General features: G+C 55.8%; 17 protein-coding genes, 2 tRNA genes and 3 rRNA genes. 5 read left to right on the top strand and 17 right to left on the bottom strand.

Annotation, left to right across the window (positions count from 1 at the left end; translation table 11 throughout):
* Window positions 1-4: 4 nt before the first annotated feature.
* The 16 genes from EAO82_RS03415 to urtA all read right to left on the bottom strand — a co-directional run bounded on the left by EAO82_RS03415 (window position 5) and on the right by urtA (window position 16323).
* Window positions 5-679 (bottom strand): SPOR domain-containing protein, encoded by a 675-nt coding sequence (locus EAO82_RS03415; RefSeq protein WP_096348489.1) that lies wholly within the window; start codon window positions 677-679, stop codon window positions 5-7.
* On the bottom strand, window positions 679-1428 hold the full coding sequence (locus EAO82_RS03410) for a type III pantothenate kinase (protein WP_096348490.1): 750 nt from the start codon (window positions 1426-1428) through the stop codon (window positions 679-681). Before EAO82_RS03410 ends, EAO82_RS03415 begins: the two co-directional genes overlap by 1 nt.
* On the bottom strand, window positions 1418-2398 hold the full coding sequence (birA, locus tag EAO82_RS03405; protein WP_096348491.1) for a bifunctional biotin--[acetyl-CoA-carboxylase] ligase/biotin operon repressor BirA: 981 nt from the start codon (window positions 2396-2398) through the stop codon (window positions 1418-1420). The genes EAO82_RS03410 and birA overlap by 11 nt, the downstream gene beginning before the upstream one ends.
* A gap of 569 nt (window positions 2399-2967) precedes the next feature.
* Entirely contained in the window at window positions 2968-4509 is a 1542-nt protein-coding gene (gene tnpC, locus EAO82_RS03400) for an IS66 family transposase (RefSeq protein WP_096347533.1), read from the bottom strand.
* 74 nt (window positions 4510-4583) lie between these two features.
* A complete protein-coding gene (tnpB, locus tag EAO82_RS03395) occupies window positions 4584-4919 on the bottom strand; it encodes an IS66 family insertion sequence element accessory protein TnpB (protein WP_096347532.1) in 336 nt (111 codons plus the stop codon).
* Window positions 4916-5278, bottom strand: a complete 363-nt coding sequence (gene tnpA / locus EAO82_RS03390) for an IS66-like element accessory protein TnpA (RefSeq protein WP_096347531.1) — start codon at window positions 5276-5278, stop codon at window positions 4916-4918. Before tnpA ends, tnpB begins: the two co-directional genes overlap by 4 nt.
* Before the next feature lie 169 nt (window positions 5279-5447).
* A 5S ribosomal RNA gene (gene rrf / locus EAO82_RS03385) occupies window positions 5448-5563 on the bottom strand.
* Window positions 5564-5712: 149 nt separating this feature from the next.
* A 23S ribosomal RNA gene (locus EAO82_RS03380) occupies window positions 5713-8602 on the bottom strand.
* 301 nt (window positions 8603-8903) lie between these two features.
* Window positions 8904-8979: transfer RNA gene (locus EAO82_RS03375), tRNA-Ala, on the bottom strand.
* 29 nt (window positions 8980-9008) lie between these two features.
* Window positions 9009-9085 (bottom strand) — tRNA-Ile (locus EAO82_RS03370).
* Between the two features lie 240 nt (window positions 9086-9325).
* Window positions 9326-10862: ribosomal RNA gene (locus EAO82_RS03365) — 16S ribosomal RNA — on the bottom strand.
* Together the 16S, 23S and 5S rRNA genes with 2 tRNA genes alongside form the textbook arrangement of a ribosomal RNA operon.
* Before the next feature lie 612 nt (window positions 10863-11474).
* Window positions 11475-12164, bottom strand: a complete 690-nt coding sequence (gene urtE, locus EAO82_RS03360; protein ID WP_096346658.1) for an urea ABC transporter ATP-binding subunit UrtE — start codon at window positions 12162-12164, stop codon at window positions 11475-11477.
* A 15-nt stretch (window positions 12165-12179) separates the two neighbouring features.
* Window positions 12180-12920, bottom strand: coding sequence for an urea ABC transporter ATP-binding protein UrtD (gene urtD / locus EAO82_RS03355; protein ID WP_096346657.1), 741 nt, complete (start codon window positions 12918-12920; stop codon window positions 12180-12182).
* Window positions 12917-14053 (bottom strand): urea ABC transporter permease subunit UrtC, encoded by a 1137-nt coding sequence (gene urtC / locus EAO82_RS03350; protein WP_096346656.1) that lies wholly within the window; start codon window positions 14051-14053, stop codon window positions 12917-12919. Before urtC ends, urtD begins: the two co-directional genes overlap by 4 nt.
* A 27-nt stretch (window positions 14054-14080) precedes the next feature.
* The gene (urtB, locus tag EAO82_RS03345; protein ID WP_096346655.1) at window positions 14081-15004 is read right to left on the bottom strand and encodes an urea ABC transporter permease subunit UrtB; all 924 of its coding nucleotides are present in this window, start codon (window positions 15002-15004) and stop codon (window positions 14081-14083) included.
* 74 nt (window positions 15005-15078) lie between these two features.
* Window positions 15079-16323 (bottom strand): urea ABC transporter substrate-binding protein, encoded by a 1245-nt coding sequence (gene urtA / locus EAO82_RS03340; RefSeq protein WP_096346654.1) that lies wholly within the window; start codon window positions 16321-16323, stop codon window positions 15079-15081.
* A gap of 440 nt (window positions 16324-16763) precedes the next feature.
* Between urtA and fmdA the strand changes: the two genes are divergently transcribed.
* The 5 genes from fmdA (at window position 16764) to EAO82_RS03315 (ending at window position 22264) form a co-directional block, all read left to right on the top strand.
* Window positions 16764-17993 carry a formamidase gene (gene fmdA, locus EAO82_RS03335; RefSeq protein ID WP_096346653.1) on the top strand — a complete coding sequence of 410 codons (1230 nt, stop codon included), beginning with the start codon at window positions 16764-16766 and terminating at the stop codon, window positions 17991-17993.
* Between the two features lie 69 nt (window positions 17994-18062).
* The gene (locus EAO82_RS03330) at window positions 18063-18386 is read left to right on the top strand and encodes an FmdB family zinc ribbon protein (RefSeq protein WP_096346652.1); all 324 of its coding nucleotides are present in this window, start codon (window positions 18063-18065) and stop codon (window positions 18384-18386) included.
* A gap of 80 nt (window positions 18387-18466) precedes the next feature.
* Window positions 18467-20107 carry a sigma 54-interacting transcriptional regulator gene (locus EAO82_RS03325; protein WP_218838602.1) on the top strand — a complete coding sequence of 547 codons (1641 nt, stop codon included), beginning with the start codon at window positions 18467-18469 and terminating at the stop codon, window positions 20105-20107.
* 30 nt (window positions 20108-20137) lie between these two features.
* Window positions 20138-21184, top strand: a complete 1047-nt coding sequence (locus EAO82_RS03320) for an aliphatic amidase (RefSeq protein WP_096346651.1) — start codon at window positions 20138-20140, stop codon at window positions 21182-21184.
* A 21-nt stretch (window positions 21185-21205) separates the two neighbouring features.
* Complete coding sequence (locus EAO82_RS03315; protein ID WP_096346650.1) at window positions 21206-22264, top strand: AAA family ATPase; 1059 nt, start codon at window positions 21206-21208, stop codon at window positions 22262-22264.
* 46 nt (window positions 22265-22310) lie between these two features.
* Here the strand turns inward: EAO82_RS03315 and EAO82_RS03310 are convergent, their stop codons facing one another.
* The gene (locus EAO82_RS03310) at window positions 22311-23573 is read right to left on the bottom strand and encodes a malic enzyme-like NAD(P)-binding protein (RefSeq protein ID WP_096346649.1); all 1263 of its coding nucleotides are present in this window, start codon (window positions 23571-23573) and stop codon (window positions 22311-22313) included.
* Between the last annotated feature and the right edge of the window lie 46 nt (window positions 23574-23619).

Genomic DNA, 23619 nt, shown 5'->3' with positions numbered 1-23619 from the left:
CCGCTCAGTCCGCAATCGATTTACAAGGAAGGAACTGATGCTGTAACGCCGGAAAGCTTTTCCGCAGCCCGGCCAATAAGGATTGATCAACCAGACGGCGAGCCGCGCTGTCGACTTGCACCAGATATTCACTGCTCACACTTTCCTGCCTTTCAACCCTGACTGAGTGACCCATGGCCTCAAGCTGATCCTGGCGGGCCAGCGCATAGTCCTCGCGCCGGAACACCCCCAAGGAGATGTCATTGGCGAGAGCTCCCTGGGTAATGATGAAGCTGTCGATGCCTTCGCTCTGCAAAGTACTGAGACGCTGCAAGGCTTCAACCTGGCCGCCCTGCACAGGCATCACTAACCAATAATCCTGGCTACCTGGAACTTCGCGACTGATGACTTCGGACTCTATAGACAAAGCCAGCAACCTCTGACGCAACTGTTCAGCTTCAGGCCTGACATTGAATACGCCCAGATTGACGCAGAGAACTGTCGACGGCTGACGCCCTTCTATAGAGGGAGTCGCTTCAACCTCAGACTCAGGCTCCTCCATCGTCACCTCGGCGACAGGCAGTTGCTCCAGAGCTTGATCGGCAGCCTGATATAAAGACTCATCGGCATTGCCGTCCTGCAGCTGCCATAGTCCGTAGAGAATGTTGAGCAACAGCAGAAACAGGAATAAAAAGCGCATCACTCCACCTCCACTGGGCAGGCGAGAGCAAGGCCGTCAAACACCAGGTCATTGATTACCTGACACTCCCCTGGGAGCGCCTCTGCCATGCGCTCGGCATCTCCGCCGGTTAGAATGACCAGCATATCGTCACCGAGCAGTTGGTGAGCTATCCGATACTGCTCTCGAACAAAACCCGCAAGCATCAGATCGCATCCAAACTCCACCGCCTCTGCCGTATTACTCCCTGGCGACGGCAGCAGCAGATCACCCAACAGATTCTCGTCATAGCGGATCAATCGGGTGTGGCGTTTGAGTCCAGTGCGCAGCAGCTTGCTACCCGGTGCGATGTAGCCACCCAGGTGCTGACCGTCCTTCTGAACGAAGTCGACAGTGATTGCAGTACCAAGATCAATCACTACACAGGCGCGCTGGTATCTTGCATAAGCGGCCGCAACCGCCAGCCAGCGATCCATTCCCAGCTTGGTATGATCGGTATAGCCGTTGGTGACGCCAGCCAGGTGCATGCTGGTCCGGGCTAACACAGGGTGCAGCTTCAGCCAACTGGTCAGCTGATCCATCACCACCTGGGTTTCATCCGCAGAGCGTACGCTTACCAGCCGGCACGCGCTTATTTCGCGCTCCTGACCGCCCAGCAATAGCTGCAGCTCAACCAGGTCGGGCGCCATGTCACGATCGCGCACGCGACCTTCCCTGTCCAGCAGCCGCCACTTGATCAGCGTATTTCCACAATCGAGCTCAAGGAGCATTATTGACCCTCAGACTGACTTCACCACCACTGACCAGTATCTCACCCTCAGCGGTCTGCAATCTGAGGGCGCCACGCTCACTGATGCCCAGATGAACGCCGTTCAGGACGTTCGCCCCGGATACCACACTGACTGACTGACCAAGCCAGGCGTCGCGTTTTTCCCATTCAGGAATGAATACCTGAAAACCTGAGCGCCTGAATCCGCGCATAGCTAGAAGCAACTTTTGCGCAAAAGTGGCAACCAACTTGTTCCTGTCCAGCTCGCCCCGACCTGATGCCTGCAACAAGGAGGTCCACGCCTGATCAATCTGCGCCCCAGCTTCAGCTCGCATCAACACGTTGATTCCTACACCGATGACAGCAACACAATCAGAGGTCAGATCACCGGCGATTTCGATCAGGATACCTGCCAACTTCCTATTCTCGAGCAGCAGATCGTTCGGCCACTTCAAACGGACCTGAGGGTAACCACAGCTTTCCAGCGTGTCAGCCAGCACTATACCGACAATCAGGCTCAGCCCCTCCAGGCCCTGGGCACCATTGTTGAAGGGCTCTACCAGGGTCATGTAAATATTCTGGCCATAAGGGCTTACCCAGGCACGGCCGCGACGGCCCCGCCCGGCGCTTTGCTGCTCAGCGATGCACACCAGCGGTTGATGGCCGCTGGCGCTAGCCATCAGGCGCTGCGCCTCGGCATTGGTCGAATCAATAGACGGGTACAGGTGCCACTGCCAGTGGTTCGCAATATCAGTCGGCAGATGTTGCTGTATTGCATCCAGATCAAACAACACCGCGCCTTTGGGAATACGGTAACCCTTGCCACGTACGCGCTGAATAGGGAAACCCTCTTTCTCCAACCGAGACAGCGACTTCCATACTGCAGCGCGACTCACGCCCAGCGACTCTCCCAGCTTTTCACCAGAATGGAATTGCCCATCAGACATCATTGAAAGCAGGGTACTAAGCATGTGCAAACGGAACCATAATTATCAAAGACGCATGATAACGCTGTGGCGAAGCAGAATGAATGGGGAATGTGGTTTTAAAGCTGGAAGCTGGAAGCTGGAAGCCGGTGCGGGGGCGTGATGAGGACGTCAAGCCTTTGTTGGCGGTTTTGTGCTGGTAATGAGTGATCTGGTTACGCGAACGGCTGTACGCATCGCCCTCGGCTTGTGCGTTAGTCGCTACACCTCTGCCCCCCCTCCACCATGCCATTGCAACCCACCTCGTCATTCCCGCGCAGGCGGGAATCCAAGCGCAGCGGTAGAGAGCGCTCTGCTTGCGATCAAGGTGCAAGAGTCCAGGTCCGACTGGATTCCCGCCTACGCGGGAATGACGGGTATGGCCGGGACAAGGGGGTTGAATACAGGGTAGTCGTTGGTAAGCGTCCGGCGAAGTCACCTTGCGCGCCTGTATCACCCTCTTAACGGGTCGCTGTATCACATGCTGAACGCTTTTCTTGTATCACCCTCTGCACGCTTATAAATCAGTGCGAGACTATTACGGGGTAGCCGTTTTGGGTGATACACCGCGGCGATTACTGACCCGCTTTTGATGGTTCCCACTGATGCGGCAGTAACTGACTAATCTGGCTCGCTCGCTGTGTTGGTAGCCTGGTCAGCACATCCTTCAGATACGCATACGGGTCATGACCATTCAGCTTGGCTGATTGGATCAGGCTCATCACCGCGGCGGCGCGCCGACCACTGCGCAGCGAGCCGGCGAACAACCAGTTCGAACGTCCCAGCGCCCAGGGTCGGATCTGGTTTTCCACTCGGTTGTTGTCGATAGGCACACGGCCATCGTCCAGGTAGCGCGTCAGCGCAGCCCAGCGTTTCAGGCTGTAATCCAGTGCTCGTGCCGTACCCGAACCGTCCGGCACTTTGGTCCGTTGTGCAATCATCCAGTGATGCAAGGCATCCGCCAGTGGCCGGGCTCTGGCGGCCCTGATCGCCTGTCGTCTATCGGGTGGCTCGTCCTTGGTGTTTCGCTCAATTTCGTAGAGCTTACCGATATACTCAAGTGCCTGTGCAGCCAAGGTGCTCTGGTTAGCCTGGTGTAAGTCATAGAACTTGCGGCGTGCATGCGCCATGCAGCCGATTTCCACGATGCCCTTACCGAACCCGGCTTTATAGCCCGCGTAGTCATCGCACACCAATTTTCCTTGCCAGTCATCGAGGAAGTTGCGGGCATGTTCACCCGCGCGACTTGGAGCGAAGTCATAGACAGTGGCTTTCAGTTCGGCGAAGGGTGTCGTGCAGTAAGCCCAGACGTAGGCCTTATGGGTTTTCTTCTTGCCTGGGGCCAACATGCTGACCGGTGTTTCATCAGCATGCAGCACCGGATGCTGGAGTAGTTCATGCCGTAGCGCATCCACCAGCGGCTGCAACTGAACGCCGCAGGTACCGACCCATTCGGCCAAGGTAGAGCGTGCGATTTCCAGGCCTGCTCGACCGAAGATACGTTCCTGACGGTACAGCGGTAGATGATCGGCATACTTGGCGACCAGTACCTGAGCCAGCAGGCCAGCGGTCGGGATGCCCTTATCGATAACCTGCGCAGGAACGGGCGCCTGGATCAGGGTTTCGCACTTGGTGCAGGCCCACTTGCCACGGATATGCCGCTCGACACTGAACACGCCCGGTACATAGTCCAGTTTCTCACTGATGTCTTCGCCGATACGCGTGAGCTGGCAGCCACAGCGACATTGGGTATTGTCGGGCTCGTGGCGGATCAAGGTGCGTGGCAGCTCCGTCGGTAAGGCTCCGCGCTTGGGTTGCTGCTTGGCTTTGGGCGCTGGTTCGGTAGTTGCCTTTGCCTGTTCCAGCTCGACCTCGATAGCAGCCAGGTCGCTGTCGACCAGCTCGTCCAGCAATAAGCCTTGCATCACAGAGAACTGTTCACTGCGCCGGGCATACTTGTGGCGCTTGAGGATCGCGAGTTCGTGAGTCAGTTTGTCATTCAGCGCAGTACTGTGCGTCAGCGCCCGATCCTTAGCCGCCAGAGAGGCCATCAACTCGGCCGCCAGAGTGCGGAGTTGTTCGGCAGATAGCTGATTGAGGTCGGGCTGCTGGGTCATGGAGGTAGTATGCCCAACCCGCAGCTGGCTGTGCATACACCCTTCGGGTTATGGCGCTTGGCAGCAGGCTATGCTTAAAGTACCGAGATGATGCCGGCGTCACCGATACGCTGCCAAGGCAGTCCTTGAGCCAGTGCCATGAGCTGTTCATTGGTCAGGTTTACCCGGTCACCGCGCCAGGTGTCGGCCCAGTGAAACTTGCCCCGGTTCAGACGTCGGGCACACAACCAGATACCCAGACCATCATGCACCAGGACCTTCATCCGATTACCGCGGTTGTTGGCAAACAGATAAGCACAGTGCGGTCTGGCCGCCCCGAAGACAGCAATAACGCGTGCTAGGGCTTTATCCGGGCCGGCACGCATATCCAGCGGCTCGGTTGCCAACCAGATTTCGTCGATACGGATCATCGCAGCAGATCACGCAGTAAGGCTGCGCATTGGTGTGCCTGCTCAGTAGGCCACTCAACGACAACGGCGCCGCCAGTGTGGGGTATTTCGATACGGATAGCACTATGCGGGCGGGTCTCGGATGACAAGGCAGGTGCTGGTAGCTTTACCGGCACAAATGAAGGTGTTGAATAACGAGTATCGCTGCGCTGTGACTCTCTGATCCAACGGCGGACCATGTTGGCGTTCAGACGGTTATCCAGTGCAATGCGCGATACGGAGACCCCGGGTTCCAGGCAAGCAGCAACGATAGAGGCTTTGAAGTCTGACGTGAAGCGGCGACGCTTCGGTGCGGGCTTGACTACGCTTGATGTGTTCATGACAAGTGTCCACTAAAGAATAAGTGGACACTATCCTGACCGTACCGTTGTCAGCCTCAAGATGTGATTACCGGACGGTTACAGTCGTTGGCTCAAGTGGCTTGGACCACTTTTTTCCGCGCAAAGAAAAGCCCCGCGCTGTTTCCAGGCGGGGCTATTCAGTATAAGCGCTTGACGATGACCTACTCTCACATGAGGAAACCTCACACTACCATCGGCGATGCATCGTTTCACTTCTGAGTTCGGGATGGGATCAGGTGGTTCCAATGCTCTATGGTCGTCAAGCAATTCGTTGCTGTGCAGGGTTTAGTCTACACGGCGTAAAGGGGTGGTTCGGTGATAGAAATGGGTGTTGCTTGGTAACTGCAATCTCAATCCAAGTTCGGATTGTCGTTCATCGGTGTCATGACCACACCAAATTGCTTGGGTGTTATATGGTCAAGCCACACGGGCAATTAGTACTGGTTAGCTCAACGCCTTGCAACGCTTACACACCCAGCCTATCAACGTCGTAGTCTTCGACGGCCCTTTAGGGGAGTCAAGCTCCCGGTGAGATCTCATCTTGAGGCAAGTTTCCCGCTTAGATGCTTTCAGCGGTTATCTTTTCCGAACGTAGCTACCCGGCAATGCCACTGGCGTGACAACCGGAACACCAGGGGTTCGTCCACTCCGGTCCTCTCGTACTAGGAGCAGCCCCTCTCAAATCTCAAACGTCCACGGCAGATAGGGACCGAACTGTCTCACGACGTTCTAAACCCAGCTCGCGTACCACTTTAAATGGCGAACAGCCATACCCTTGGGACCGGCTTCAGCCCCAGGATGTGATGAGCCGACATCGAGGTGCCAAACACCGCCGTCGATATGAACTCTTGGGCGGTATCAGCCTGTTATCCCCGGAGTACCTTTTATCCGTTGAGCGATGGCCCTTCCATACAGAACCACCGGATCACTAAGACCTACTTTCGTACCTGCTCGACGTGTGGGTCTCGCAGTCAAGCGCACTTTTGCCTTTATACTCTACGCACGATTTCCGACCGTGCTGAGTGCACCTTCGTACTCCTCCGTTACTCTTTGGGAGGAGACCGCCCCAGTCAAACTACCCACCATACACTGTCCTCGATCCGGATAACGGACCAGAGTTAGAACCTCAAAGTTGTCAGGGTGGTATTTCAAGGTTGGCTCCACATGAACTAGCGTCCACGCTTCAAAGCCTCCCACCTATCCTACACAAACAAATTCAAAGTCCAGTGCAAAGCTATAGTAAAGGTTCACGGGGTCTTTCCGTCTAGCCGCGGATACACTGCATCTTCACAGCGATTTCAATTTCACTGAGTCTCGGGTGGAGACAGCGCCGCCATCATTACGCCATTCGTGCAGGTCGGAACTTACCCGACAAGGAATTTCGCTACCTTAGGACCGTTATAGTTACGGCCGCCGTTTACCGGGGCTTCGATCAAGAGCTTCGCCGAAGCTAACCCCATCAATTAACCTTCCGGCACCGGGCAGGCGTCACACCCTATACGTCCACTTTCGTGTTTGCAGAGTGCTGTGTTTTTAATAAACAGTTGCAGCGGCCTGGTATCTTCGACCGGCATGGGCTTACGTAGTAAATACTTCACCCTCACCGGCGCACCTTCTCCCGAAGTTACGGTGCCATTTTGCCTAGTTCCTTCACCCGAGTTCTCTCAAGCGCCTTGGTATTCTCTACCTGACCACCTGTGTCGGTTTGGGGTACGATTTCTAGTTACCTGAAGCTTAGAGGCTTTTCCTGGAAGCATGGCATCAACCACTTCTCTTTCTAAAAGAAAGATCGTCATCAGTTCTCGGCCTTGATCTCCCGGATTTACCTAAGAAATCAGCCTACCACCTTAAACACGGACAACCAACGCCGTGCTGGCCTAGCCTTCTCCGTCCCCCCATCGCAGTAACTACAAGTACGGGAATATTAACCCGTTTCCCATCGACTACGCCTTTCGGCCTCGCCTTAGGGGTCGACTCACCCTGCGTCGATTAACGTTGCGCAGGAACCCTTGGTCTTCCGGCGTGGGAGATTTTCACTCCCATTGTCGTTACTCATGTCAGCATTCGCACTTCTGATACCTCCAGCCAACTTCTCAATTGACCTTCACAGGCTTACAGAACGCTCCTCTACCGCTCATCCTAAGATGAACCCGTAGCTTCGGTGTATGGTTTGAGCCCCGTTACATCTTCCGCGCAGGCCGACTCGACTAGTGAGCTATTACGCTTTCTTTAAAGGATGGCTGCTTCTAAGCCAACCTCCTAGCTGTCTAAGCCTTCCCACATCGTTTCCCACTTAACCATAACTTTGGGACCTTAGCTGACGGTCTGGGTTGTTTCCCTTTTCACGACGGACGTTAGCACCCGCCGTGTGTCTCCCGTGCTGACACTCACTGGTATTCGGAGTTTGCATGGGGTTGGTAAGTCGGGATGACCCCCTAGCCCAAACAGTGCTCTACCCCCAGTGGTGATACACGAGGCGCTACCTAAATAGCTTTCGAGGAGAACCAGCTATCTCCGAGCTTGATTAGCCTTTCACTCCTATCCACAAGTCATCCGCTAACTTTTCAACGGTAGTCGGTTCGGTCCTCCAGTGCCTGTTACGGCACCTTCAACCTGCCCATGGATAGATCGCCCGGTTTCGGGTCTATACCCTGCGACTAAACGCCCTATTAAGACTCGGTTTCCCTACGCCTCCCCTAGACGGTTAAGCTCGCCACAGAATATAAGTCGCTGACCCATTATACAAAAGGTACGCAGTCACCCAACAAGTGGGCTCCCACTGCTTGTACGCATACGGTTTCAGGATCTATTTCACTCCCCTCACAGGGGTTCTTTTCGCCTTTCCCTCACGGTACTGGTTCACTATCGGTCAGTCAGGAGTATTTAGCCTTGGAGGATGGTCCCCCCATGTTCAGACAACGTTTCACGTGCGCCGTCCTACTCGATTTCACAACTAAGAGCCTTTCGTGTACGGGGCTATCACCCACTATGGCGGCCATTTCCAGGACCTTCCACTAAACTCTAAATTGCTTAAGGGCTGCTCCCCGTTCGCTCGCCGCTACTTGGGGAATCTCGGTTGATTTCTTTTCCTCGGGGTACTTAGATGTTTCAGTTCCCCCGGTTCGCCTCACACACCTATGTATTCAGTGTGTGATACCTAGCTTATGCTAAGTGGGTTTCCCCATTCAGAGATCTCCGGATCAAAGTCTGTTTGCCGACTCCCCGGAGCTTATCGCAGGCTACAACGTCTTTCATCGCCTCTGACTGCCAAGGCATCCACCGTATGCGCTTATTCACTTGACCATATAACCCCAAACAATCTGTCGTTAGCCGAAGCTAGCGCCGATTATTCAAAGCGATATGTATGACATGATTCACGACAATCCGGAACTTGCGTTGAGATTACAAGTTACCTTAGCCATAACAGATCGCAGTGAAACGTCTGTTATGTCTATCATTTCTATCACTTTCCCACATTGTTAAAGAGCGACTGGCACAAAGACCAGACATCAACAATCCACTCGGAGCCTTCCCGGTGATTGTTCATGTATGAACTCTGGCGTCTAGCGATCGGTATCTCGGTCGTCTCTGACCTACTGCGTCTTGGTGGAGCCAAGCGGGATCGAACCGCTGACCTCCTGCGTGCAAGGCAGGCGCTCTCCCAGCTGAGCTATGGCCCCTTTTTCAAGACCTTCCACACCTCGACAATTGGTGGGTCTGGGCAGATTCGAACTGCCGACCTCACCCTTATCAGGGGTGCGCTCTAACCAACTGAGCTACAGACCCAATTATCTCGGCATCATTCAACTCGTCCGGTCATTGACCTCACCCTACTCCTCATACAACAAGGGGGTGCGCTCTAACCAACCGCGTCAAACTCAATTGCCCGGGGACGCTCGAAACAGATAAGCCTAGACTTAGCTGCTACGGGTGAACTGTAGCTTGAGAGCTAAAGACCCTATCGCTTTCTTAATGAATCAAGTAATTCGTGTGAGTGCTTGACCGAATGGTCTGTGATCTATCGATTAAGGAGGTGATCCAGCCGCAGGTTCCCCTACGGCTACCTTGTTACGACTTCACCCCAGTCATGAATCACACCGTGGTAACCGTCCTCCCGAAGGTTAGACTAGCTACTTCTGGTGCAACCCACTCCCATGGTGTGACGGGCGGTGTGTACAAGGCCCGGGAACGTATTCACCGTGGCGTTCTGATCCACGATTACTAGCGATTCCGACTTCACGGAGTCGAGTTGCAGACTCCGATCCGGACTACGAGAGGTTTTATGGGATTAGCTCCACCTCGCGGCTTGGCAACCCTTTGTACCCCCCATTGTAGCACGTGTGTAGCCCTGGCCGTAAGGGCCATGATGACTTGACGTCATCCCCACCTTCCTCCGGTTTGTCACCGGCAGTCTCCTTAGAGTGCCCACCATAACGTGCTGGTAACTAAGGACAAGGGTTGCGCTCGTTACGGGACTTAACCCAACATCTCACGACACGAGCTGACGACAGCCATGCAGCACCTGTGTCTGAGTTCCCGAAGGCACCAATCCATCTCTGGAAAGTTCTCAGCATGTCAAGGCCAGGTAAGGTTCTTCGCGTTGCTTCGAATTAAACCACATGCTCCACCGCTTGTGCGGGCCCCCGTCAATTCATTTGAGTTTTAATCTTGCGACCGTACTCCCCAGGCGGTCAACTTAGTGCGTTAGCTGCGCCACTAAGAACTCAAGGTTCCCAACGGCTAGTTGACATCGTTTACGGCGTGGACTACCAGGGTATCTAATCCTGTTTGCTCCCCACGCTTTCGCACCTCAGTGTCAGTATCAGTCCAGGTAGTCGCCTTCGCCACTGGTGTTCCTTCCTATATCTACGCATTTCACCGCTACACAGGAAATTCCACTACCCTCTACCGTACTCTAGCCAAGCAGTTATGGATGCAGTTCCCAGGTTGAGCCCGGGGATTTCACACCCATCTTACTTAGCCACCTACGCGCGCTTTACGCCCAGTAATTCCGATTAACGCTTGCACCCTCTGTATTACCGCGGCTGCTGGCACAGAGTTAGCCGGTGCTTATTCTGTCGGTAACGTCAAGATTGCAGCGTATTAAACTACAACCCTTCCTCCCAACTTAAAGTGCTTTACAATCCGAAGACCTTCTTCACACACGCGGCATGGCTGGATCAGGCTTGCGCCCATTGTCCAATATTCCCCACTGCTGCCTCCCGTAGGAGTCTGGACCGTGTCTCAGTTCCAGTGTGACTGATCATCCTCTCAGACCAGTTACGGATCGTCGCCTTGGTGAGCCGTTACCTCACCAACAAGCTAATCCGACCTGGGCTCATCTGATAGCGCAAGGTCCGAAGATCCCCTGCTTTCTCCCGTAGGACGTATGCGGTATTAGCGTCCGTTTCCGAACGTTATCCCCCACTATCAGGCAGATTCCCAGGTATTACTCACCCGTCCGCCGCTCTCAAGAGAAGCAAGCTTCTCTCTACCGCTCGACTTGCATGTGTTAGGCCTGCCGCCAGCGTTCAATCTGAGCCATGATCAAACTCTTCAGTTTTAAGACTGATTGGGTTTTGTGAAAACCCTAAACTTGGCTCAGCTTTATTACAAAAAACTCAGTGAATTCACAGAGTAACTTGCTTAGGCTGATAATCTTTCGGATCATCAATCCCATAAGGCAAGCACCCACACGAATTACTTGATTCACATTGTTAAAGAGCGTTTCGGTTCGCGTTTCCGCTTAACCAAGGCCGCGTATCTTACGCTAACCTTCTAATCTGTCAAGCATTTTTGTGAGAATCTTGTTCATCACATCCTTGCTTGTCTGGCCCCGAGAACAACCTCTTTCTCGTGACCGGGAGGCGCATTCTACAGGAGCCTAAACCCCTGTCAACCGCTTCCGTGAAACTTCTCTGACCGCAGTCAGAAGCCTGAAAAAGTCATCTTGCCGACTCTCCCGGTGAGCGGCGCATTCTACGCTAACTCACCACCCTGTCAACCGCTAAATTATCGCTAACTTATTGATTGTAAAGCGCTTTATGCAAAGCGCCCCGTTTGGGCAGACGCGCATTATAGGGGCTATGAGAAAACCGTCAAGGGTTAATGACGGATTTAAGACAATAAAAAGCCCGCCGCCGGTTTTACCCGGCGGCGGGCCTGGCGTAACAGGCTATACGGACAAGTAGCGACTGATATGTGCCCGGTCGATCTGATCGCCGCTGGCCTCGTGGACTATATGCCCCTTGTCGATTACCAGCATCCGGTCCGAGACCGCCAGCGCAAAGCTGAGTACCTGCTCCGAGACCACAATACTGATCTTGCGCAGTTGCTTGATCTCGTTCAGCGTGGTCGCCAGCTGTTTGATGATAGATGGCTGAATACCTTCGGTAGGTTCATCCAGCAGCAGTATCTTCGGATCAGCGGCCAGCGCCCGACCGATAGCCAGTTGCTGCTGCTGACCGCCCGAGAGGTTACCCGCCTTGCGGTGACGCATCTCCAGTAGCACCGGAAACAACTCATAGATGTCATCCGGCACTTTCTTGCGCCCGGACGCCTCCAGCCCGGCCATGATGTTCTCTTCCACCGTTAGCGTCGGAAACACCATGCGCCCCTGGGGGACGTAGGCTATCCCACTGGCCACGCGCTGGTAGGACTGGGCCTTGCTCAGCTCCTTGCCGTTAAAGGTGATCAAGCCACTGCTGCTTGGATGCATGCCAATCAGTGATTTGAACAGCGTAGTCTTGCCCATGCCGTTGCGACCCATGATCGCCACTGTTTCATTGGCGCCGACATCCAGCGAGATACCATGGATGACTTCGCTCATGCCGTAACTTACCCGCAGATCACGAACCGTCAGCATAACTGCCTCCTTATATTAGTGGCCAAGGTACACCTCGATGACCTTCTCGTTATTCTGTACGTCTTCCATCTTGCCTTCGGCCAGCAACTTGCCCTGATGCAGAACAGTAACCTTGTTGGCGATGTCCTTGACGAAGTCCATGTCATGCTCAATAACGATTACCGAGCGGTTGTTGCTGATACGCCGCAACAGGTCCGCCGTCGCTTCACGCTCGGACACGCTCATACCGGCAACCGGCTCATCAAGCATCAGCAATTCCGGGTCCTGAATCAGCAACATGCCGATTTCCAGCCACTGCTTCTGGCCGTGGCTAAGCAAGCCCGCACTGGTTTCCAGCCTGTCAGACAGGAATATTTCGCCGGCTACCTCGCGCACGCGCTCAGTTACTTTCTCAGTCACCTTGAAGAACAGACTACCGAACACCGTACGCCCGCCAGGGTAGGACAGCTGCAGATTTTCCCGCACGGTCAGGTTTTCATAGATGGAAGGAGTCTGGAACTTGCGCCCTACCCCGGCCTTGACGATCTGATTCTCGGCCAGCTTGGTCAGCTCGGTATTCTTGAACATGATGGAGCCGGACGACGCTTTGGTCTTGCCGCATATCAAGTCAAGCAGCGTGGTCTTGCCGGCGCCATTTGGCCCGATCACCACGCGCACCTCGTTACGCTCAACGTAGAGATTCAATCCATCGACCGCCTTGAAACCGTCGAAGGAAACGGTCAGATCTTCAATTGCCAAGAGTATCGGCGACGTCATGACTGCACCTCCTGGGCCACGGCGGTTTCACCGGATTTCTTGCGCTTACGGCCAAGCAAGCCGTTCAGATGCGGCTGGACGAAGTCGGTATAAATACCAGCCAGACCGCGCGGAAACAGTAGAACCACCCCTATAAACAGAGCGCCCATAAACACGATCCACAGTTGCGGGAAGGTTTCCGAGAGCATGGTCTTGGCCAGGTTAACCAGTAGTGCACCGTAGACCGCGCCTATCAACGACAGCCGGCCACCGACTGCACAGAAAATCACCATCTCGATCGACGCCACGGTACCGACAAAGGAAGGCGACATAAAGCCGACCTGCAACGCGAACATGGCGCCGCCGATGGCGGAAAATACCCCGGCCAACGCAAAGACGAAGATCTTGATATTGGCCACGTCGTAGCCGGAGAAGCGCACGCGGTCTTCCTGGTCACGCATCGCAATCAGCAACTTGCCGAACCGGCTGTTAAGCACGAACTGGCCGACCAGTAAGCAGATGATCAGCGCTACGCAGCAAACAAAGTAGAGAATGTAGCGGGCGCTGTCGGAACGGATGTCCCAGCCCAGCAGCGTGCGCAGGTCGGTAATGCCATTGATGCCACCGGTGTAACCCTGCTGACCGATGATCAAGATCGTTGCGATGGAGGCAATCGCCTGGGTAATGATGGCGAAATACACCCCACCCACCCGCCGCTTGAACATCGCGAAACCGATAATGAACGCCACGATCGCCGGCACGGTGAGAATCAACACAATCGTCAGGAACAGACTGTTGAACGGCATCCACATCATCGGCAACTCGGTGATCTGGTTCCAGTCCATGAAGTCAGGGATGCCCGGCGTGCTCTGAATGGACGTGAACTCCGGCGCCGACGACTCCAGCTTGAGAAACATCGCCATGCAGTAACCGCCAAGACCAAAGAAGATCCCCTGGCCCAGGCTCAGAATGCCGCCATAACCCCAGCACAACACCAGCCCCACCGCGACAAAGGCGTAGGTCAGATACTTGCCCAGCAGGTTGAGACGGAATATATCCAGCGTCAAAGGCAGTATCACCATCAACAGTACGGCCAGCGCCAGCAGCTGCAGCAGGCGTTGCCCTCCCCCGAATGCCGCTATCCATCTGTGCATATCAATAACCTCCAGCCGGCACGCCGATCAACGGCGCACCTTGCTTGCAAAGAGCCCCTGGGGACGAATCATCAGAATGCCGACCACAACCGAGAGCGTAATGACCTTGGCCATGGAACCGCTGAGGAAGAACTCCATTATCGACTGCGCCTGGGCAATACCGAACGCCGATACCACGGTGCCGAGAATGCTGGCTGCGCCGCCAAAGACAACAATCAGGAAGGTATCGACGATATACAGCGAACCCGTAGTGGGGCCGGTAGAGGCGATGGTAGTGAAGGCCGCACCGGCAACACCCGCGATCCCGCAACCCAACGCAAAGGTAAAGCGGTCGACCCGCTGGGTATTGATACCGGCAGCATTGGCCATGGCGCGGTTCTGTGTAGTTGCGCGCACTTTGATACCCCAGCGCGACTTGTACAGCAGGATCGCCACCCCAAGGGTAATAAAGAAAGTGACGCCCATAACGAACATGCCGTTCATTGGGATATCGATAATGTCGGTAGGTGCCCAGGAGCCCATCAACCAGCCAGGCAAACTGACGCTGACCTCGCGCGGGCCAAAACCGGAGCGAAACGCCTGCTGCATGATGAGTCCCAACCCCCAGGTCGCCAGCAAGGTATCCAACGGCCGGTTGTACAGCAGCCTGATCATGAAACGCTCGACCAGGTAGCCTAAAATAAAGGTTCCGGTAAAAGCCGCCAGTATCGCGATAGGGAAATAGATGTGCTCCATCCATGGCCAGATACTGGTACCCAGCTCCGACACCAGCCAGGTGATATAGGCGCCCAAGGTTAGAAATTCACCGTGGGCCATATTGATCACGCCCATTTGTCCAAAAATGATCGCCAGACCCAACGCCATCAGCAGGAATACACAAAACAGGCTAAGCCCGCTAAAGCCCTGCATAACAAAGATGGCCGTGAGTTCCTGCGAGGAATATCCGCCCATGATCGCTCTCCTTAATTCGGTAAGATGCGGTCAAGAAGACCGCATCAGTGCTGATTTACCCTGACGGGAGCGCCTTATTGGTAACCTTCTGGGAAGGGGTTCGGTTCGATCAGCTCAGACTCGTAAACGACCTTGGCCTGACCATCTGCCTGCCATTGACCTACACGCAGCTTGCTCCACAGGTGGTTGTTGCGGTGGATCTTCACGTAGCCTTCAGGGGCGCTGGTCAGCTCGATATCCGGCGAGGCGGCGGATACAGCGTCGACGTCGAAGCTACCAGCCTTTTCTACTGCGGCTTTCCACAACCAGGGGCCAAGATAGGCAGCCTGAGTTACGTCACCAATCACGCTGTCTTCACCCCAACGCGCCTTGAACGCCTTGACGAACTCGGAGTTGTTGTCGTTTTCCAGCGACTGGAAGTACTTCATGGACGAGTAGAAACCCACCATGTTCTCGCCACCAATGCCCAGCACTTCGTCTTCGGTTACCGAGATGGTCATGATGGTCTGGCGGTCAGCGGTGATGCCGGCGGCATTCAGCTGCTTCCACCAGGCGACGTTGGAACCACCGACAATGCTGGAATACACCACATCAGGCTTTTTAAGACGGATCTTGTTGATCAGCGAACCGAAGTTGGTGTTGCCCAGCGGGTAGTACTCTTCTCCTACAACGGTGCCACCCAGGACGTTTTCAATATGCTTGCGGGCGATCTTGTTCGAGGTGCGTGGCCAGATATAGTCAGAGCCGACCAGGTAGAAGGTCTTGGCATCTTTCTCTTTGGCAATCCAGTCCAGACCGGCAAGAATCTGCTGGGTGGCTTCCTGGCCGGTGTAGATTACGTTCTTGGACTGCTCCAACCCTTCATAGAAGGTCGGATAGTAGAGCATGCCGTTTTCTTTCTCGAAAACCGGCAATACGGCTTTACGAGATGCGGAGGTCCAGCAACCGAATACCGCGGCAACCTTGTCCTGGGTCAGCAGCTTGCGCGATTTTTCCGCGAAGGTCGGCCAGTCACTGGCGCCATCTTCCTGCACGATTTCAATCTGTCGGCCCAGTACGCCGCCCATCGCGTTGATCTGTTCGATCGCCAGCATTTCTGCCTCGACCGAACCGGTTTCGCTGATGGCCATGGTGCCGGTAATGGAATGCAGAATGCCGACCTTGACGGTGTCATCGGTCACGGCCAGGTCGGTGGTATTGACCTGATCGGTAGGAAAATCTGCCGCGCCGGCGAGGCCGGTAAAGCCTAAACCAGAGCCCAGCGCCAACGCCAACACATGGCGCTTCCAGGCGGGCATCTTGCGTATTGATTCGTGCATAGGGTGGTTCTCCTTGATGTGGGTAAAACCGGCTAGCGAACCCATCTCCCCAGTCCGCCGACCTGTCACTACACCTCAGAGCAACCCTTGTGCCATCAAGGCCAAATGGCCATAAAAGAATTCCATAATTTATTTAAATGGCTATTTTTCAATGACCTGCACGCGACCTCTGCACTCGGGGCGCGCGTCCTCCTTCAGCGAGATTTATCAGCCCTCACAGGGCAATCTGACATTGTCATGACATTGTCAGCCTCAAACCCGTGACATTGTCACATTGGTCTGGGCCACCAATATGACAATAACTGACTATCCAATCACAAATAACTGATTAACAACGACTTTTCCCATCCATGACAAAGCTGGCACGGCATCTGCTCTACCATTTGCACTGGCCTACATCCGGCCTTGAACGCCATCACCCACACAGAGGATTCATCGTCATGGCTGAGACATTGATCAAGATCGATCTGAACAAGAGCCCCAAGGAACACGATATCATCCATAACCGCTGGCATCCGGACGTTCCGATGGTCGCGACCGTGAAGCCAGGCGATGATTTCATCATCGAATGCATGGATTGGACCGGCGGGCAGATCGAAAACAATGACAGCGCTGATGACGTGCGCGATGTGGACCTGAGCAAGGTGCACTACCTGAGCGGCCCAGTAGCCGTGGAAGGAGCAGAGCCCGGCGACCTGATGGTGGTCGATATTCTCGACATCGGCGCCTTCGCCGACCAGATGTGGGGCTTTAACGGTGTATTCGCCAAGGAAAACGGTGGCGGCTTTCTGACCGAACATTTCCCTGAAGCACGCAAGACCATCTGGGATTTCAATGGCATCTACACCAAATCCCGGCACATCCCCGGCGTCGAATTTATCGGCCTGATGCACCCGGGCCTGATTGGCTGCCTGCCGTCACAGGAGCTGCTGGACGAATGGAACAAGCGTGAGCAGGCGCTGATCGATACCGATCCGGATCGCGTACCTGGCCTGGCCAACCCACCCTACGCACCCACTGCTCACGTTGGCCGCGCCACCGGTGACGTTGCGGCGAAAATTGCTAACGAAGGCGCGCGCACCGTGCCGCCGCGTGAACACGGCGGCAACTGTGACATCAAGGACCTGACCAAAGGCTCGCGGGTATTCTTCCCGGTGTATGTGAAAGGCGGTGGACTGTCGATGGGCGATCTGCACTTCTCCCAGGGCGACGGCGAAATCACCTTCTGCGGTGCGATCGAGATGGCCGGCTGGATCCACATTCGCGTCAACCTGATTAAGGATGGCGTAAGAAAATACGGCGTAAAGAACCCGATCTTCCAGCCCAGCGACATGGCGCCCAGCTACAAGAAACACTTGATCTTCGAAGGTATCTCGGTCGATGAAAACGGCAAGCAGCATTACCTGGATGCGCATGTTGCCTACCGCCAGGCGTGTCTGAACGCGATCGAATATCTGAAAAAATTCGGTTTCAGTGGCGCCCAGGCGTACTCCCTGCTCGGCACTGCGCCGGTACAAGGGCATATCAGCGGCATTGTCGACGTACCCAACGTCTGCGCCACCCTGTGGATCCCCACCGAAATTTTCGATTTCGACATCATGCCCAACGCCGATGGCCCGACCATCTCGGTCAACAGCCCGGAAGTGCCCACTTCCAAATGGAATAAGTAGACCTGCCGTGTCGCCGCAGCCTTTTTGGTGCGGCGACTCCTCTTCGGACGCACCCACAAGGAGCATTCCATGCCCTTATATGATTTTGACTGCCCGCAATGCGGCTCCTTCGAGGCGTTACTGCCAAGCGCCGAACGCAATCTGCCACGCGCTTGTCCGGCCTGCGGGCACTCCATGCAGCGCCTGATCAGCGCGCCACGCCTGCAGGTGCTCAGTTCGCAGCAACGCAGCGCGCATGAAACCAACGAGCGCAGCGCCCATCAACCCAGAGTCAGTCAAGGGCACAGTTGTTGCAGCGGTAAAACCTGCACTCATAAACCCCGTGAGGAAGGGCAGCCGCCCGCTCTCAAGCAGCAAAGTGGTCCGCGTCGTCCATGGATGATCAGCCACTGAATTCAGCACTGCGAGTTCAGTGTATTAACCCGACGCAGGCCCACGGGATCAGTTGTTCCCGCATCAAGGAGCCTGCATACGTGATAACCCTGTCTGATCGGACATCCCAGCAGATGAAGCGTGAACTGGTCGTTATTCTGGAAATGGCCAAGCTGTTGGAGAAGCCGTTGGATGCCCCGCGCACCATACAGGGGATTCTGCGGCTCCTGGCGCAGCTGTACGGCCTGAACTGCGGCAGGGTCAGCCTGCCGATCACTGCCACCAATAGCCTGGAAGTACGCTACTCCTATGGCCTGGCACCGGAAGATCTGAAAGCCGGCCGCTTCAACCTGAACATAAATCAGGGCGTCACCGGTTATGTCATGCGCACGGGTTCGATAGGCCTGGTTCCGGATGTCAGCAAGGAGCCGCTATTCATCTACCGGGTGGCCGAGCTGTCCAATCATACCGGCGGGCGCATGACCTTTATTGCCGTGCCTATTCTGGAGTCCGGCACACCCATCGGCGTGCTCTCGGTGCAGCGTGAAGGACTGCACGAGCGTCCCTTCGATGACGATATCAGCCTGCTGCGCATCGCCGCCTCCATGATTGGCCAGGTATTGCGCATTCACCAGTTCGTAGTCGATCAGACCGCGCATCTGGTCAAGGAAAACCAGCATCTCAGACACAGTATTGCGGTCGAGGCGATGCTCAAACAAAGCCTGGCGCACGGGATTCTGGGCACCAGTCCGGCGCTGATGGATGCGGTGCGCTCGACTATCCAGGTCGCCCGCAGCGATGCGCCGGTCATGCTCCTGGGCGAGTCCGGCACCGGCAAGGAGAAATTCGCGCGCATGACCCACCAGCAGAGCGATCGGCGCGAGAAGCCGTTTATCTGCATCAACTGTGCGGCGATCCCCGCAGAACTGCTCGAATCCGAGCTGTTTGGTCATGCCAAGGGTGCATTCACCGGGGCATCACAATCCAAGCAGGGCAAGATCCTGCAGGCCGACGGCGGCACGCTGTTTCTCGATGAAATCGGCGACATGCCGCTGGCCTTGCAGGCCAAGCTGCTGCGTGTATTGCAGGAGAAAAAGGTAGACCCGGTCGGCAGTGATCACGCTATTTCAGTGGATTTTCGGGTGATCACCGCTACCCACGTCAACTTGCAGGAGTCGGTCAACCAGGGGCGCTTCCGCCTGGATCTGTTCTACCGCCTGCACGTAGTCCCGGTACATCTACCGCCGCTGCGCGAGCGTCAGGACGACATTCGCCAATTGGCTTTGCACTTTCTCAATGAGCTCAACCACCACTATGAGCGCAACTGGAGCCTGGAAGCCGACGCCTTCGAAATTCTCGAACGCTTCGACTGGCCGGGCAATATCCGCCAGTTGCAAAACGTGCTGGAACGCACGGCGCTGACCAGCGACGCGGATTCGCTCAGCGGTGACAAAATCAAACGCAGTCTCTCGTCCGAAAGCGCGATCAATCTGCCGCAACATATCCAGCACGAGAAAGCCGCCAACCCTGCGCCGGCGGAGCTGGCTGGCCAGCCGCTGAGCGTTAACGGTCAACGGCCCTACGGGCGTTCATATAACTGGGTGAATCAGGATGAAGCCGCGCATATCCGCGCCATGCTGGTCGACACCAACAATAACCAGTCCGAGGCGGCCCGGCGCCTGAACATCAGCCTCAAACAATTACGCTATCGGGTCAGCAAGCTGGGTATCGACCTGCACTGACCCCCAACTCAAGCAAGCGGAGGAATACTCATGCGTCATGGAGATATATCAAGCAGCCCCGATACCGTTGGTGTTGCCGTAGTCAATTACAAGATGCCGCGGCTGCACACCCGCGATGATGTACTGGCCAACGCCCGCAATATTGCCGAGATGATCATCGGTATGAAGCAGGGTTTGCCGGGCATGGACCTGGTGGTGTTTCCGGAATACAGCACGATGGGCATCATGTACGACCACGATGAAATGATGGCCACGGCCGCGACCATTCCTGGTGATGAAACGCGCATTTTCAGCGAAGCCTGCAAGCAGGCCAAAACCTGGGGTATTTTTTCCCTGACCGGCGAGCAGCATGAAGAACATCCGCACAAGGCGCCCTATAACACCCTGGTACTGATCAATGATCAGGGCGAGATAGTGCAGAAATACCGCAAGTGCATACCTTGGTGCCCGATCGAAGGCTGGTACCCCGGCGACCGCACTTATGTATCCGACGGCCCCAAGGGCATGAAGATCAGCCTGATCATCTGTGATGACGGCAACTATCCGGAAATCTGGCGTGACTGCGCGATGAAAGGCGCCGAGCTGATCGTGCGCTGCCAGGGCTATATGTATCCGGCCAAGGAACAGCAGGTAATGATGGCCAAGAGCATGGCCTGGGCCAACAACTGCTATGTCGCGGTAGCCAATGCCAGCGGCTTCGATGGCGTGTACTCCTACTTCGGCCACTCGGCAATCATCGGCTTCGACGGTCGCACGCTGGGTGAATGCGGCGAAGAGGATATGGGTATTCAGTACGCCCAGCTGTCGGTATCGCAGATCCGCGATGCGCGGGCCAATGATCAGTCACAAAACCATCTGTTCAAACTGCTGCACCGTGGCTACACCGGTGTGTACAACTCCGGTGATGGTGATCGCGGCGTTGCCGATTGCCCATTCGATTTCTATCGCACCTGGGTACTGGATGCGGAAAAGGCCCGCGATGATGTGGAGAAAATGACCCGCAGCACCATCGGCGTCAAGGATTGCCCGGTGGGTGAACTGCCGCATCCAGGCAAGGACAAGGAAGCCGGCGCCTGACGCCGCTGACGGGGCGCGGTCATGCCGTTTATCAATGAAGTGTTGGAGCACAATCAGCGCATGGGCGGCAGCACGCCGCCCATGCGCCAGTCGCGCTTTCAGTTTGATCTGGACAAGGTCATGCAGTCGCTGCGCTCGCGCATCACCGGTCAGGGTGCGGCGCTGGACGCTATCGCCGCGAGCCTGGCCCTGACCAAGGCCGAGCTGGGCGACCCGAGAAAACCCCTGGCGGTAATGTTGTTAATGGGGCCAACGGGGGTGGGGAAGACCGAAACCGTGCGTCTGCTCGCCGAAGCCATTCATGGCCGCGCCGACGCCCTGTGCCGCATCGACATGAACACCTTGGCCCAGGAGCACTACGCCGCTTCACTGACCGGGGCGCCGCCCGGTTATGTGGGCAGCAAGGAGGGCAATACACTGTTTGACCGCGAGGCCATCGAGGGCAGCTTCGGCAAACCCGGCATCGTGCTGTTTGACGAGCTGGAAAAGGCCAGTGAACCGGTGATCCGCGCACTGATGAACATCTTCGACAACGGCCAGCTAAGGCTCAGCTCAGGCACCAGTACCCTGGACTTCCGCAACAGTCTGATTTTCATGACCAGTAACGTCGGCGCTCAATCACTCTGGGCCTGGCAACAGCGCCAGCAAAGTGGCTGGCGGCGCTGGCTACCCGAAGCCTGGCGCGCTCGACAGGAACAGAAGCAGCAACAACTGGCTCTTGAGAAGGCCTTTGCACCGGAATTTCTCAACCGTATTGACCAGCAACTGATTTATCAGCGCCTGGGCGACGATCAGATATTGATTCTGGTGGAACTGGCTTTGCAGCGGCTGAATAACCGCCTGGCTCGGCATCAGGTCCAGTTGGTGGCGCAACCGCCACTCAAGTCGTGGCTCGGCCAGCAGGGTTTTGACCGACGCTACGGCGCGCGGGCCATGGCCCGCAGCTTTCGTCAGCACCTGGAGCCGGAGGTGGCTCGCGCATTGTTGCAAACTCCCGATCGCCCACCAGGCTGCCTGCTGTTGGCCGATCTGGATACGCAACACAGAGTGAGGTTGACCCTGAAAGGCCCGGACGATTGACACAAAAAAAACCCCGCCGAGGCGGGGTTTTTCAATTACCGGCTGATCAGATGCAGTCTTCGACTGACTTCAGTGGGTAATGGGCCGGGTATGGCAGGGTAGCCACACCGGAATCGATAGCCGCCTGGGCCACAGCTGCAGGCACTTCTTCGATCAGGCGCACGTCCATGGGCTTGGGAATGATGTAATCACGACCAAATTCCAGGGAGATACCGCCGTAGGCAGCAGATACGTACTCCGGTACCGGCTCCTTGGCCAGCTTGCGGATCGCATGTACGGCAGCAATCTTCATCTCTTCGTTGATGCGCGTGGCGCGAACGTCCAGAGCACCACGGAAGATGAAGGGGAAGCCCAGTACGTTGTTGACCTGGTTCGGGTAGTCGGAACGACCGGTGGCCATGATCACGTCAGGACGTGAAGCGTGAGCCAGCTCGGGATCGATTTCCGGATCCGGGTTGGAGCAGGCGAATACGATGGGGTTTTCAGCCATCAGCTTCAGTTCGGCCGGTTGCAGCAGGTTAGGACCTGACAGGCCGACAAACACGTCAGCGCCTTTCATGGCATCAGCCAGGGTGCGCTTTTCAGTGTCGGTAGCGAAGATCGCCTTGTATTCGTTCAGGTCATCACGGCCAGAGTGGATCACACCCTTGCGGTCGAGCATATAGATGTTCTCGACCTTGCAGCCCATGCTGACCAGCAGCTTCATGCAGGCGATGGCAGCAGCGCCAGCGCCCAGACAAACGATCTTGGCATCTTCCAGCGTCTTGTCAGCCAGTTCCAGCGCGTTGATCATCGCCGCGGCGGTAACAATAGCGGTACCGTGCTGGTCATCGTGGAAAACCGGGATATCGCACTGCTCGATCAGAGCGCGCTCGATTTCAAAGCACTCGGGGGCCTTGATATCTTCCAGGTTGATACCACCGAAGGTGCAGGAGATACGCTTGACGGTGTCAATAAAAGCCTGCGGGCTTTCGGATTCGACTTCGATATCGAACACGTCGATACCAGCGAAGCGCTTGAACAACACGCCTTTGCCTTCCATTACCGGCTTGCTTGCCAACGGACCCAGGTTACCCAGGCCGAGAATGGCTGTACCGTCGGAAATCACCGCAACCAGGTTGCCCTTGCCGGTGTATTTGTAGGCATTGAGAGCGTCCTTGGCGATTTCACGCACTGGCTCAGCAACGCCAGGACTGTAGGCCAGAGCCAGGTCACGTGCAGTGGCGGTAGGCTTGGTCAGTTCGACGCTCAGCTTGCCCGGACGCGGGTTGGCATGATAGTCGAGTGCATCGGTTCTCAAATCAGACATGTTCAGTTTTCCGGTCAAGTTGCTTGTGCGGGCGGATGAGAATACA

The sequence above is a fragment of the Halopseudomonas pelagia genome, assembly GCF_009497895.1.
GTDB classification, from domain to species: Bacteria; Pseudomonadota; Gammaproteobacteria; order Pseudomonadales; family Pseudomonadaceae; genus Halopseudomonas; species Halopseudomonas pelagia_A.
The sequence above is the reverse complement of the archived record's forward strand: the minus strand, read 5'-3'. Positions and strand labels throughout refer to the sequence as shown.

Excerpts from the sequence above, each read along its gene's own strand:
- EAO82_RS03415 (WP_096348489.1), bottom strand. The coding sequence starts at position 679 with ATGCGCTTTTTATTCCTGTTTCTGCTGTTGCTCAACATTCTCTACGGA.
- EAO82_RS03410 (WP_096348490.1), bottom strand. The coding sequence starts at position 1,428 with ATGCTCCTTGAGCTCGATTGTGGAAATACGCTGATCAAGTGGCGGCTG.
- birA (WP_096348491.1), bottom strand. The coding sequence starts at position 2,398 with ATGCTTAGTACCCTGCTTTCAATGATGTCTGATGGGCAATTCCATTCT.
- tnpC (WP_096347533.1), bottom strand. The coding sequence starts at position 4,509 with ATGACCCAGCAGCCCGACCTCAATCAGCTATCTGCCGAACAACTCCGC.
- tnpB (WP_096347532.1), bottom strand. The coding sequence starts at position 4,919 with ATGATCCGTATCGACGAAATCTGGTTGGCAACCGAGCCGCTGGATATG.
- tnpA (WP_096347531.1), bottom strand. The coding sequence starts at position 5,278 with ATGAACACATCAAGCGTAGTCAAGCCCGCACCGAAGCGTCGCCGCTTC.
- urtE (WP_096346658.1), bottom strand. The coding sequence starts at position 12,164 with ATGCTGACGGTTCGTGATCTGCGGGTAAGTTACGGCATGAGCGAAGTC.
- urtD (WP_096346657.1), bottom strand. The coding sequence starts at position 12,920 with ATGACGTCGCCGATACTCTTGGCAATTGAAGATCTGACCGTTTCCTTC.
- urtC (WP_096346656.1), bottom strand. The coding sequence starts at position 14,053 with ATGCACAGATGGATAGCGGCATTCGGGGGAGGGCAACGCCTGCTGCAG.
- urtB (WP_096346655.1), bottom strand. The coding sequence starts at position 15,004 with ATGGGCGGATATTCCTCGCAGGAACTCACGGCCATCTTTGTTATGCAG.
- urtA (WP_096346654.1), bottom strand. The coding sequence starts at position 16,323 with ATGCACGAATCAATACGCAAGATGCCCGCCTGGAAGCGCCATGTGTTG.
- fmdA (WP_096346653.1), top strand. The coding sequence starts at position 16,764 with ATGGCTGAGACATTGATCAAGATCGATCTGAACAAGAGCCCCAAGGAA.
- EAO82_RS03330 (WP_096346652.1), top strand. The coding sequence starts at position 18,063 with ATGCCCTTATATGATTTTGACTGCCCGCAATGCGGCTCCTTCGAGGCG.
- EAO82_RS03320 (WP_096346651.1), top strand. The coding sequence starts at position 20,138 with ATGCGTCATGGAGATATATCAAGCAGCCCCGATACCGTTGGTGTTGCC.
- EAO82_RS03315 (WP_096346650.1), top strand. The coding sequence starts at position 21,206 with ATGCCGTTTATCAATGAAGTGTTGGAGCACAATCAGCGCATGGGCGGC.
- EAO82_RS03310 (WP_096346649.1), bottom strand. The coding sequence starts at position 23,573 with ATGTCTGATTTGAGAACCGATGCACTCGACTATCATGCCAACCCGCGT.